Consider the following 13,824-nt stretch of genomic DNA (forward strand, 5'->3'; position numbering starts at 1 on the left):
AAATAACTACAAAAAACAGCTTCTCCAATGAAACTTAAACCTTTCTTATCGATTCTACTCCTTGGAAGCCTCTTTGTCACCGCACAAAACAAACCAACCGTAAAAGAATACAAAAAAGTATTTACCACCTATCCGTTTTCAGATCCTGATCCGATTCCGAAACCTGACACAAAGTTTTATCCGTATTTCCGTTTTGATGGTTTTACAGACAAACCAGTTCAAAAAGAATGGAAAGTAATTGAAATCGAAAATGATTATATCAAACTGATGATTTTGCCAGAAATTGGCGGAAAAGTTTGGTCAGCTATCGAAAAATCAACAGGAAAAGACATCGTTTACAATAATCACGTTGTCAAATTTAGAGATATTGCCATGCGCGGACCATGGACAAGTGGCGGTGTTGAAGGCAATTATGGAATCATCGGACACACCCCAAACTGTGCCACTCCTGTAGATTATAAAATCATAAACCGTGAAGACGGAAGTATTAGTTGCGTTATTGGAGTTTTGGATTTATTAACGAGAACATCTTGGAAATTAGACATCAATTTGCCAAAAGACAAAGCCTATTTTACTACAAATTCGTTTTGGTCTAACACAACCGAATTTGAACAGCCTTATTATACTTGGATGAATACGGGAATAAAAGCAGGTGAAAATCTGCAATTTATTTATCCCGGACAAACTTACATTGGCCATAACGGAGAATACAATTCGTGGCCGATTGATAAAGAAAATGGCAAAGATTTATCTTTCTACAAAAACAACAATTTTGGTGGTTACAAATCGTATCACGTTTTCGGAAAATACGATGATTTCTTTGGAGGATATTACCATGATGAAGATTTCGGAATGGGAAGATACGGCAATCACGATGATAAACCAGGTAAAAAAATCTGGATTTGGGGATTGTCTCACCAAGGCATGATTTGGGAAAAATTATTAACCGACACTGATGGACAATATGTAGAAGTGCAAAGTGGAAGATTATTCAATCAGGCGAGCGAAGGCAGTAATCTTACGCCTTTCAAACAACGTTCGTTTGCACCATATCAGACCGACACTTGGACAGAATACTGGTTTCCTGTAAAACAAACCAAAGGTTTTGTAAAAGCCAATAATTACGGTTCAGTCAACATTAAAAACGAAAACGGCTGGCTGAAAATCTATTTTTCTCCGCTTCAAAAATTGAACGAAAAAATTGAAGTTTTTGAAAACGACAAAAAAGTATACTCTAAAGATATTGCATTAAATACGATGCAAACTTTCAAAGATTCGATTCAAGTAAAAGTCGATTCAAATAAATTAAAATTTGTTTTGGGCGGAAATAAACTCGTTTGGAATTCTGCTCCAGAAGACGGAAACATCAATCGTCCTGTAGAAATTCCAAAAGATTTCGATCATAATTCGATATACGGATTGTATTTGCAGGGGAAAAATTACATCAGTTTTAAAGATTATGTACTTTCCGAACAAAAACTAAATGCCTGTTTAAAATTAGATGCTAACTACGCTCCTGCTCTTTCCGCATTGGCTTCTTTACAAATTAGAAAATTAGATTACAAAGGCGCTGTAATTTCAGCAAGCAAAGCTTTGGCGATTGACACTTACGATCCTGCTGCCAATTATTTTTACGCTTTAGCGAACTTTCATTTAGGAAATAACACCGATGCAAAAGACGGTTTTGATATCGCCACTGCAAGTGTTGAATTTAGAAGTCCAGCTTATACCGCATTAAGTAAAATTTATTTAGCAGAAAATGATTGGCCAAAAGCTGTTGAATATGCTGAAAAAAGTTTGGTAAACAACCAATACAATACGGAAAGTTTACAGGTATTAGCGGTTTTATATCGTCTTCAAAACAACTCTGAAAAAGCAAATTCGGTTTTAAAAACACTTACAGCTCTTGATCCACTGAATCATTTTGCTGATTTTGAAAAATATCTTTGGAGCAATTCAAACGATTCGAAAAATGAGTTTATTGCTGCAATTCGAAACGAAATGCCAGAACAGACTTTTCTGGAACTAGGAATTTGGTACAGTAATATCAGCCGAAAAGAAGAGGCTTTAAAAGTATTCTCCATCGCTGAACCAAGTGCAGAAATCATTTATTGGAAAGCTTTCTTAGAAAACAAATCGGTTGATGTAAGTAAAATTAAACCCGGAACAAGTTTTCCTTTTAGAAATGAAACGGCTGAAATCCTAAAATCATTAATTAAAACAAACGATCAATACCAATTAAAATATCATTTAGGTTTGATTGAATGGAATCGAAATGCTATTTCGGAAGCAAAAGAATTGTTCTTGCAATGTGGCACAAAACCAAATGATCCTGCTTTTTATGGAGCCAAAGCTTCATTATTTAAAGATGATGCTGCAATCGTATTGGCAAGTTTGCAGCAAGCTATTAAATTGGATCCGCAAGGCTGGAGATACCATAAAATGTTAGCAGAATATTACATCGTTCAAAAACAATTTGACAAAGCACTTGCAACAGCCGAATCTTTCTATAAAAAACATCCAGACAATTATTTGATTGGAATGCTTTACGCTAAAACTTTATTGCTGAACAAAAAATATCGTGAAGCAGATGTCTTTTTAAGCAAACTGCAGATTCTTCCTTTTGAAGGAGCAACTGCAGGACGACAATTGTATCACGAAGCGAAATTGATGCAAGCTTTGGCTGAAATGAAAAACAAGCAGTATAAAAAAGCTTTACAGCTTATTGCCGATGCCAAACTGTTTCCAGAGAATTTAGGAGTTGGAAAACCTTATGATGAAAATATCGACGAAAGATTAGAAAACTGGTTAGATTATCAATGTTACTCTAGTCTTGGAAACAAAGAAATGGCTTCTAAATCTTTAGATAAAATCGTGGCTTTTCATCCAGTAGTTGATAATACGGTGATGAACTTTTTACCGGCAAATCAATTGGTTTCGGCTTGGGCGATTGAAAAAACGGCTACTTCTCAAGAAGCTGAAAAATGGTTAAAAAATCAAGCTGATTTATATCCTACAAACAAAATAATTCAGTGGAGTTTATTGGCTTACACCAAAAAACAATCGAATATTTTAAGCGAAGACGAAAAAGATGGTGAAGTTAGAATTATCGAAAAACTGTAAAGAACTTTCTAAAACAATAAAAATGAAAAAGCATTTTTTAAAATATACTTTTTTGGGTCTTGTCCTTTTAGCAGCTCCAAAAATAGAAGCACAAAATAAAGCAGATGAATTATCGATTTATCGCGCTACTCCTACGAAAACACATGATTTAATTCATACCAAATTAGAAGTTTCTTTTGATTACGGAAAGCGTTACTTGTACGGAAAAGAATGGATTACATTGAAACCGCATTTTTACGAAAGCGATTCGCTTAAGCTTGATGCAAAAGGAATGGAGTTTAAAGAAATTAGTATTATTGACGGTAAAAAAAGTATTCCGTTACAATACAAATACGATAATGAAGAACTTTCTATTGTATTAAACAGAAAATACAAAAACACTGAAAAGTATATAATCTTCATTAATTATACCGCAAAACCAGAAGAGCTAAAAAGTAAAGCAGGAGAATCGATCGTTGATTCTAAAGGTTTATATTTTATAAATCCTGATGGAAAAGCAGATAAGCCAACTCAAATCTGGACACAAGGCGAAACAGAAGCTTCTTCTTGCTGGTTTCCAACAATCGACAAGCCCAATCAGAAAACAACTTCTGAAATTGCCATGACAGTCGAAGCCAAATACACGACTTTATCAAACGGAAAATTAGCTTCTCAAAAAGTAAACAAAGACGGAACAAGAACGGATATTTGGAAAATGGAACAGCCAAATGCACCTTACCTATTTATGATGGCGGTTGGCGATTTTAAAATTTATAAAGATTCTTATAACGGAAAAGAAGTCAGCTATTATCTAGAGCCAAAATATGCGCCTTACGCTAAACAGATTTTTGGAAAAACGCCTGATATGATGAATTTCTACAGCAAAATGTTAGGTGTAGAATATCCGTGGGTAAAATATTCGCAAATTGTGGTTACGGATTATTTTGGGGGCGCAATGGAAAATACTTCTGCAACAGTTCACGGTGCCTATGTGCAAAAAACAGCCAGAGAATTATTAGATGATAATCAGGAAAGCACTGTCGCACATGAGCTTTTTCATCAGTGGTTTGGAGATTTGGCAACCGCTGAATCTTGGTCAAATTTAACGATGAACGAATCTTTTGCCACTTTTGGAGAAGTTTTATGGCATGGTCACGACGCTGGACAAGATGGAGAAGATAGATCGCGTTATGAAAAACTTCAAAACTATCTTCGTTCTCAAAAAAATGGAAACAGCGAAATTTTAGCTCGTTTTCATTACAAAAAAGCAGATGATATGTTTGATAACATCAGCTATTCAAAAGGTTCGATTATTCTATATGCGCTTAAAAATCAAATGGGCGACGAAGCCTTTTTTAAATCTTTAAACCAATATTTAACAACAAATGCCTACAAATCTGGCGAACCTCATCAGTTGCGTTTAGCAATGGAAGACGTTACAGGAAAAGACTGGTTGCCTTACTTTGATCAATGGTATTTTAAAGCGGGAAGTCCGATTCTGGATGTGTCTTACAAATACGATAATGGAAAAATTATCATTACAATAAGTCAGTCTCAGGATAGCGCGGTACAAACTTTCACATTGCCTTTAAAAGTTGATTTTTACGTAAACGGAACTAAAATAAGAAAGGATATTTTAATTAATAAAAGAGAACAAACCTTCAGTTTTGACCTTCCTTCAAAACCTGAATTTATCGATTTAGATCCTGATAAAATTCTAGTTGGCGAAATTAAAGTAGATAAAAAAACAGCTGCTGATTATTGGTATCAATACAAAAACATTCCTTGTTATTATAATCGAATTGAAGCTATAAAATATGCCTCAAAAGAAAAAAGCAACGAAGGGCAATCTATTCTTTTGGCTGGCTTAAAAGATCCGCAAGAAGATTTAAGAGTTTTGAGCATTAAAGCAATTGATTTGTATGACAATTCAACTAAGGATCAAGTTTTAAAAACACTTCTTGATATTGCTAAAAATGATACAAAAACAATTGCCAGAGCAAATGCTATTGTAAAATTAGCTTCTACAGGCGATACTTCCTATAAAACTTTAATGGAAGAAAGCACAAAAGAACAATCGTACAATGTAATTGCTGCAGGAATTGCAGGATTAAACAAATACGCTCCTGCTGAAGGTGAAAAAGCATTAACATCATTAGACGACGATACTAAAAAACATGTAACGCCATTAATGAAAAGATTTAGTAGTCAAAAATAATTAAAAAATCCTTGGATTGTTTTGTTTTTGAAAACCTCTCTAATCTGGTTCATTAGAGAGGTTATTTTTAGAATAAATTACCACTAACCTATTACTTATGAAAATTACCTTTTTAAAATATACTATAACTTTTTTTCTTTTGTTCGGATGGACAATTGCCTCCGCACAAATGATTAAGACCAAAACACCATCTCGTCCAAAGGGACAGCAAGATGTGCTTAGAATGGCAGCAGATCCAATTCCGACCGTTCGTGTTGCCTTCATCGGATTGGGTATGCGTGGTCCAGGAGCTGTAGAAAGAATGACGCATATTCCAGGTGTTGAAATTGTAGCATTGTGTGATATGACTCAGGAAAACACAGCAAAATCAAATGAGATTTTGACTAAGGCTGGTTTTCCAAAAGCACAAGAATTTTACGGTGACGAAAATGCATGGAGAAAAGTAACCGCTTTACCAAACGTTGATTTAGTATATGTTGCTACAGATTGGAAACATCACGCTATAATTGGAGTTCAAGCTATGAAAGACGGGAAACATGTTGCCATAGAAGTTCCTGGGGCTTTAACCATGAAAGAGATTTGGGAACTGATTGACACTTCTGAAAAAACAAGAAAACATTGTATGCAATTAGAAAACTGCGTTTATGATTTCTTCGAATTGACCACATTAAATATGGCCCAACAAGGTGTTTTTGGAGAAATTCTTCATGCTGAAGGTTCTTATATTCACGGTTTACAGCCATTTTGGGGAGAATATTGGAACAACTGGAGAATGGACTACAACATTAAACACCGTGGAGATATTTACGCCACACACGGGATGGGACCAGCTTGTCAGGCATTAAACATTCATCGTGGTGACAAAATGAATTTCTTGGTTTCTATGGATACCAAAGCCGTTGGAAATCCTGCTTACATTAAAGAAAAATCAGGACAGGAAATTAAAGATTTTAGAAACGGAGATCATACCATGACGATGATTCGTACTGAAAACGGAAAAACAATTCAAATTCAGCATGATGTTACTTCTCCACGTCCGTACAGCAGAATGTATCAGTTGAGTGGAACAAAAGGTTTTGCAAACAAATATCCGCTTGAAGGTTATGCGCTTGACGGAAAAGAATTAAGCGACGATGTAAAACCAAATCATGAAAAATTAAGCGCCCATTCTTTCGTTCCTGAAGAAGTGAAAAAGGCTTTAATGGAAAAATACAAACACCCGATTGCAAAAGGAATTGAAGAACAAGCCAAAAAAGTAGGCGGTCACGGCGGAATGGATTTTATTATGGATTATCGTTTAATTCATTGCCTTCAAAAAGGACTTCCGCTGGATATGGACGTTTACGATTTAGCCGAATGGTCTTGCCTTGGACCATTAACAGAAATTTCATTAGATCATAATTCTGCTCCTGTAGAAATACCCGATTTTACTCGTGGCGGCTGGAACAAACTTAAAAAACTAGAGTTTTCAGAATAAATATATTGGTTAGTTAGAGAGGGACAAGAGGGCAAAGTAGATGTTGCTCTCTTGTCTGTTTTAGACCATACGTAAAAACAAAAAAGCCATCCGATATTTTCAGATGGCTTTTATTATTTGGTTAAAAAATTAGTTCCAGTTGAACGTAATTCTTTTTTCGATTTCACTGCTTAAACTTAAGAAAACAGGGCAAGTCATTGCAGCGCGCTCTAAGATTGTTTTGCTTTTCTCATCGGCTACACCTTGCATTTCAAATACAATTTCGATTGCACCGATTCTTCTTGGTTCAGCGTTCATGATTTTTGTTACTTCAGCCGTAGAACCAACAAAATCTACTTCCATATCACGAGCTTTAATTCCCATAATTGTCATCATGCAGCTTGCTAGTGCGTTAGCTACAGTATCTGTTGGAGAAAATGCTTCACCTTTTCCGTTATTATCTAATGGTGCGTCGGAAATGATTTCGCTTCCTGATTGCACATGAATTGAACTTGTTCTTAAATCTCCTAAATAGGTTACTTTTGATGTCATTAATTTGCTACTTTTAAAGTTAAGTCACTATCATAATATAAGATATAAACACCTTTATTAGCGTGTCCGCCATCTTCTTTTCTATAATATTGAAATTTATTATCTACTTGCTGAGTTGTCATCAAATCAGCTGTTTCTTGAAATGTTTTTCCTTGAGATAAACGCATCATTGTGTCAAACGTCACGTCAAATCCTCTCGTTGCATAAGTTGTCGGATTGGCTTTGTTTTTCAAACGGTATTGTTTCTCATAAATTAAAACCGGCTGCTCGTCGCTTTCACGCGTTACAGAAGGATACATTAATTTCAACTTCACCAAATTATCAAAACTGATTTCGTCTGTATCTAATGTGCTGTTTGGCTCTAAAATTACCAATTGCACCTGACATGTCTTTTGAGAATCAAGCAATGCTTTAATCGTAGCTTTTACCATCGCCGTATTACCCGTTTCCATCACCACATAATTCATACGATTTGGAATCAGCAAGCTTTTTAAATTAGCCACATCCAAACCACCTGTTTCTGTTAAAGAAGCAAAGGCAACACCTTTTTGGTTTTGTTTGATGTAATTGATAACCGATTCTTTTTTCTTATCTACCACAGCTACAATATTTCCGTTTTTAGAACGCATATAATCAAAAACTGCATTTTTGATCACGTCATTCGAAGGTATAGTTTGGTATAAATTTTCAATCGGATTGGCGATATCTTTTGATAAAGGCGAAATTACAGGAACATTATACGAACGCAGCATATTGGCAGTCGTCTCAGCATTAGTTTGGTAAAATGGTCCAATTACAGCATCTGCATCTTGAAGTTTTGGAGTTAAACCTACCACATTAGAAGTAGTTTTAGTTTCTTGAGAATCATAAATCGCAACATCAATTGGCAGTTTTAAAACTTTTGCAGAATCGATCGCCATCATAGCTCCAGCATAAAAATCTAAAGTCATGTTTAAGAACTTATCGTTTTTAATTCTGTTAGCTGTTCCAGAAGTATCGCTTTGCACTTTTGCCATGTTAAAAGGAAGCAATAAAACTACTTTTTTGCGTTCAACTCCTTTCTTTTTCGTTAATTCTACAATTTCTGCATCTTCGTTTTCAGTCGATTTTACTTTATCAACAATTTTAATTCCGCCTCCTGTATTTTCAACTGGTTTGTTTACTGAAGAATCAGCTGGTTTATCAGGTATTTGAGCTGTAACAATTGGAGCCGGAGCTATATATCCAGCAGGCACTTTCAAAACCATTCCTTCTTTTACACCTTCAGAAAGTGACGGGTTTAAAGCCACTAATTCGTCTTGCGATAAATGGAAAACTCTCCCTAAACTATAAAAAGTCTCTTTTGGTTTTACCTGATACTCCATATAAGTCACCGCTTTTTTAGACGTTTCAGCAGGCTTTTTGCTTTCTACAGCTTTTGCCGTTTCTACAGGCGCTTCTGTTTTCGGAGCAGTTCCTTTTATAGTCAATCTATAACCAACAGGCAAATTGCTCACGATATCTGGATTGCGTTTTTCCAATTCGTCAACAGTCATATTGTACTGTTTTGCAATGCCAAATTTTGTTTCTTTTGGTTGTACATCGTGATATACATATTTTTCAGGACCTTTTTCTTTTGCAGGTTTTGCTGCAGCTTTTGGAGCAGATCCTTTTGCAGGAATAACCAATTTCTGTCCGATTTGAACACCTGTTTTTTCCAAAAAGGGATTTGCAGCTTTTAAAGCTTCATCCGAAATTCCGTATTTATGTTCAATGCTATAAAACGTTTCTTTTGGCTGTACCTCATGAATAATCTCTTTTCCTGAAGCAACAGCAGTTTTAGTTTCAGAAACTTCTTTTTTTGCTTCTCCTGTTTTTGTTGGAATCAACAGCACAGAATTTGGAACCAATCCCGTTCTAGCATCTGGATTAAGCTGGTAAATATCATAAGGCGTTACCTTAAATTTTTGTGCAATCTGATTAATCGTCTCACCGCTCGATACTTTGTACTTCACTACTTTTTCTTGCGAAAACGCGCTTGAAGTCATAAAAAACACGAGAGACAATACTGTTAAATAATATTTCATAATATGGCTAAAAACAATTTAATTTCTAATTCTAAAATAAGTTACAATTTTACCAAAAGCAAAATTCGCGCCGTTTGTCTATTGCCGTAAAAATTACCTCAAATCGATTTCTACTTTAGCAATAATGATTTCTTTATATAACTCATCTTCTTCTTTTTTCTTGCATTTGTATAGCACTTCTTCCATGTTTTCGAATTTATCCGTGTAAACATAGTAGGAAAGGCTGTTGATATTGAAAAAGAAACTAGCGTTAAATTCACCAGAATCAATGAGTTTCATAATGAGCTTATCTCGGTCAACTGCGTCTGTAAATATACCTAAAACTAAGTAATACCCGTTTGAAACTTCTCTAAGATTATCATAAACTTCTACTTTTACGGTTTTATCAGTCCTCAACGGATTGTCTTTCAATTCTTGTTTCATTTCTTCCAATGAAATTGTTTTTGAATTTTCTCCCGAATTATTTTTTTGATGCTTTTTAACCGCTTCGTCCTGATATTTTTTCAATTTAACCAAAGCCAGTTTATCATCAAATTTTCTCGCTTCCATGCTATAATAAGAAGCTTTGCTAATATGTCTTTTAACTTCAATTTTTTTCTGAGTATCCAACGAATCGATTTTTGCAATCAAAAGCTGATTTTGCGCATCGCCTTTCTCCTGCTCTGCTTTATATTTTTTTATTTCTTCTAAAGACAAGCGCTGCTGCAAAGAAGATGTATTATTATTCTTTTCGCTTTCGCGGATTTTCCTCTTATACTCCTGATTTTCCTCAACTGCAATTTTTTCCACTTTATTCATCAAACCGGCATACACTTTTCTGTTTTCTGCCAGTTCCGTTTTCAGCTGAGATGATAATTCGTTGGTTTTATTAATTCCTTCAGAAGATTGTTTTTCCAATCTCTTTGATTCTTCAACATTCAAAATATCCATTCGCTTTAATTCCTTCAAATCATCGTTCATTGCCGTAACAAGCGAATCTAATTTTGCCATTAAAACATCTTGAACATTTTTGTTTGCTTCTAGGACCAAACGTAATTTTTCTACCGAATTTTCTTTAGAACCGTTCATATCATTCAGATTCACTTTCAGATCGTTAATTTTTATAATTTTGTGATTCATTTCTCTCTGAACAACCAAGCGATCTTTCAAATCTTCGATTTCAACTGTTTTGGCTTTTGTTTTTTCAACTACAACTTGTTTTTCGGCCAAAGCCAACATCAACTCTTCGCTTTCGTTTGCCGGTTTAATTGCTTTGGTATTGATGGCTAATTTATTTCCGACAATTAATCCGTTTACAATTTCTGGATTTTGAGATTCTAATTGATCAATTGAAATTCCGTATTTCTTAGTAATTGAAAACTTTGTTTCTTTGGGTTCTACCACATGAAAAACCGTTTCCTGATTAATTACGCGAACTCTTCCGTCGAGCGTTTTTCTTTTATTCGGAATTGAAATCGTCTGTCCGATCTGCAATCCATTAATCAAAATGTCTTTATTTAGATTTTCCAAATCCTGAACCGAAACATTATATTCTCTAGCAATGCTGAACAAAGATTCTTTTGCTACAACTTGATGTGTCGTTTTGGAAGAAACAGCAACTTCTGATTTTGCCGTATGATCTGAATTTTGAGGAATGATTAATTCTTGACCAATTTGGAGTCCGTTGGCTAGAATTTCTTGATTGGCATTTTGAATAGCTTCTACCGAAACATGATATTGTTTAGATAAACCAAACAATGTTTCTTTGGGCGCAACAATATGGGTTTGCTGCTTTAAATTTGTATTTTCTGAGGGATGAATTGGAATCTTTATAATCTGATTGTCCTTGATTCCGTTTTGCGATTCGGGGTTGAGTTTGTAAATCTCGTCTATAGAAACCTTGTATTTTTGGGCAATGAAAAAAGCGGTTTCTCCTTTTTGAATTCTGTGTTCAATTATTGCATCTTGTGCAGTTATTTTGTTAAAAGACAAAATAAACACAAGAGAAATCGTTAAAAGTTCTCTCATAAATAGTAGGTTATAAAAAATTAAGGCCTTACAAATGTAAGACCTTAATTTTAAATTATGCTACTATTCCCACTCAATTGTTGCAGGTGGTTTTGAACTAATATCGTAAACTACACGATTCACGCCTTTTACTTTATTGATAATGTCGTTTGACACTTTCATCAAGAAATCGTAAGGTAAATGAACCCAGTCAGCCGTCATACCATCTGTAGATTCTACAGCTCTAAGCGCTACTACTTTTTCGTAAGTACGCTCATCGCCCATAACACCAACAGAGTTTACAGGAAGCAAAATTGCTCCAGCTTGCCAAACTTTATCGTATAATCCCCAAGATTTTAATCCTTCGATGAAAACAGAATCTACATCTTGTAAAATTCTAACTTTCTCTGGCGTAATATCTCCTAAAATTCTAATTGATAATCCAGGTCCTGGGAAAGGATGTCTTCCTAATAATTCTGGATCTATTCCTAATGAAGCTCCTACTCGTCTTACTTCATCTTTGAAAAGCATTCTAAGAGGTTCTACAATTTTCAACTTCATATAATCTGGCAATCCACCCACGTTGTGGTGTGATTTAATGGTAGCAGATGGTCCTTTTACCGAAACAGATTCGATAACGTCTGGGTAAATTGTTCCTTGCGCCAACCATTTTACGTCTTCTAATAAGTGCGATTCATCATCAAAAACTTCGATAAATACACGACCAATTGTTTTACGTTTTGTTTCAGGATCACTGATTCCGGCTAATTCGCCAAGAAAACGATCTCCAGCATCAACTCCTTTTACATTTAATCCCATTCCTTTGTATTGATCTAATACATTTTGGAATTCGTTTTTACGTAAAAGTCCGTTGTTAACGAAAATACAGTATAAGTTTTGTCCGATTGCTTTGTTTAATAAAACAGCTGCTACAGTAGAATCTACTCCTCCAGATAGACCAAGAACTACTTTGTCGTTTCCTAGTTTTTCTTTCAATTCGGCCACCATTTCTTCTACGAAAGCATTTGGAGTGAAATTTTGAGGAACTTCAGCAATTTTCACCAAGAAATTCTCTAACATTTTTGCTCCTTCAGTAGAGTGGTAAACTTCTGGATGATATTGAATTGCATAAGTAGTTTCGCCTTCAATTTTATAAGCTGCGAATTCTACATCATGCGTACTTGCTAATTTTATAGCATTTGTTGGAAGAGCTTTGATACTATCACTATGGCTCATCCAAACTTGACTGTTTGGAGAAACTCCATCAAAGAAAGTTTCATTTTCTTTAATATAAGACAAGTTAGCTCTACCGTATTCTCTTGTATTTGAAGCAGCCACTTCTCCACCGCTGAAATGAGCCAAATATTGAGCTCCATAACAAACAGCAAGCAAAGGCATTTTACCTCTAATTTGCGATAAATCAGGATGTGGAGCATCTTCTCCTCTTACAGAGAAAGGGCTTCCTCCTAAAATTACGGCTTTATAACTTGATAAATCACTTGGAATGTGATTGTAAGGAAAAATTTCGCAGAATATATTTAATTCGCGAACTCTACGCGCAATAAGCTGAGTATATTGCGATCCGAAATCTAAAATAAGTACGTTGTGTTGCATGCGCAAAAGTACTTTTTATATTTGAAATTGAAAAATTGATTTTTGATTTTTTTTTCTTTTTAAGTACCGACATACTAAGCTGCTAATTTTCTGAGTTATTCTCTTTAAAATGAACAAAAAACTTAGCATCTTAGCACCTTCAAAACTTAGAAACTTAAAAAAGAAAAAACCAACAGATCCAAAAATTCGTATTTAGACAAAAACCCATTTAAATTAACTATGAAATCAAAACTTATTGCCCTGACTGCTTTTCTGTCAATTTTATTTTCATCTTGCAACACTGTTGATGATTTATTGACTTTTACCATTTCGAATAATACTTCGATTAAGATTCAAAGCACTTCGCCAATTAATTTGCCTTCTGAGATTATTACGCCAGAAGTAACTACCAATTCTTCGGCTGAATTTCAAAACAATAAAACGAAGGCAAGCTTAGTGAAAGATGTTAGAATCAAATCGCTTAAATTGTCGATTACAGATCCGTCTGATAAAACTTTTACGTTTTTAAAATCGGTTCATTTGTACATCTCAACAGCCAATTCAGAAGAAATCGAATTAGCTTATGCAGACAATATCAATGTATCTAGCAATTCAATCGATTTGACCTGTACAGATAAAAGATTGGACGAATACATTAAAGCAGACAGCTACAAAATAAGAACTAAAGTAACTTTAAAAGAAACTCTAACGCAAGATGTAACTGTAAGAGCAGATATGAAGTTTAAGGTTACTGCGGATCCGTTTTAGTCTGAGGTTCAAAGTGACAAAGTAACAAAGTGACAAAGGTTCAAAGGTTCAAAGAAACGAAGTGTAAAAACTTTGTCGCTTTG

Annotated in this window: 8 protein-coding genes; 4 read left to right on the top strand and 4 right to left on the bottom strand. The window is 34.8% G+C overall.

Going from position 1 to position 13,824, the window contains the following annotated elements:
- The first annotated feature begins 27 nt into the window (after window positions 1-27).
- The 3 genes from J7574_RS15685 (at window position 28) to J7574_RS15695 (ending at window position 6,797) form a co-directional block, all read left to right on the top strand.
- A complete protein-coding gene (locus tag J7574_RS15685) occupies window positions 28-3,123 on the top strand; it encodes a DUF5107 domain-containing protein (protein ID WP_290970427.1) in 3,096 nt (1,031 codons plus the stop codon).
- Window positions 3,124-3,145: 22 nt separating this feature from the next.
- On the top strand, window positions 3,146-5,320 hold the full coding sequence (locus J7574_RS15690) for a M1 family metallopeptidase (RefSeq protein ID WP_290970430.1): 2,175 nt from the start codon (window positions 3,146-3,148) through the stop codon (window positions 5,318-5,320).
- 97 nt (window positions 5,321-5,417) lie between these two features.
- Window positions 5,418-6,797 (top strand): Gfo/Idh/MocA family oxidoreductase, encoded by a 1,380-nt coding sequence (locus J7574_RS15695; RefSeq protein WP_290970435.1) that lies wholly within the window; start codon window positions 5,418-5,420, stop codon window positions 6,795-6,797.
- A 129-nt stretch (window positions 6,798-6,926) separates the two neighbouring features.
- Here the strand turns inward: J7574_RS15695 and J7574_RS15700 are convergent, their stop codons facing one another.
- The 4 genes from J7574_RS15700 to guaA form a co-directional block, all read right to left on the bottom strand.
- Complete coding sequence (locus J7574_RS15700; RefSeq protein ID WP_290970438.1) at window positions 6,927-7,328, bottom strand: OsmC family protein; 402 nt, start codon at window positions 7,326-7,328, stop codon at window positions 6,927-6,929.
- The gene (locus J7574_RS15705) at window positions 7,328-9,394 is read right to left on the bottom strand and encodes a LysM peptidoglycan-binding domain-containing protein (RefSeq protein ID WP_290970441.1); all 2,067 of its coding nucleotides are present in this window, start codon (window positions 9,392-9,394) and stop codon (window positions 7,328-7,330) included. Before J7574_RS15705 ends, J7574_RS15700 begins: the two co-directional genes overlap by 1 nt.
- A gap of 93 nt (window positions 9,395-9,487) precedes the next feature.
- Window positions 9,488-11,401, bottom strand: coding sequence for a LysM peptidoglycan-binding domain-containing protein (locus J7574_RS15710; RefSeq protein WP_290970444.1), 1,914 nt, complete (start codon window positions 11,399-11,401; stop codon window positions 9,488-9,490).
- Between the two features lie 63 nt (window positions 11,402-11,464).
- Window positions 11,465-12,994, bottom strand: coding sequence for a glutamine-hydrolyzing GMP synthase (guaA, locus tag J7574_RS15715; protein WP_290970447.1), 1,530 nt, complete (start codon window positions 12,992-12,994; stop codon window positions 11,465-11,467).
- A 219-nt stretch (window positions 12,995-13,213) separates the two neighbouring features.
- Here guaA and J7574_RS15720 point away from each other — a divergent pair, with 219 nt between their 5' ends.
- Entirely contained in the window at window positions 13,214-13,741 is a 528-nt protein-coding gene (locus tag J7574_RS15720) for a hypothetical protein (RefSeq protein WP_290970450.1), read from the top strand.
- The last annotated feature ends 83 nt before the right edge of the window (window positions 13,742-13,824 follow it).

It is taken from the genome of Flavobacterium sp., from assembly GCF_017744675.1.
Taxonomy (GTDB): domain Bacteria; phylum Bacteroidota; class Bacteroidia; order Flavobacteriales; family Flavobacteriaceae; genus Flavobacterium.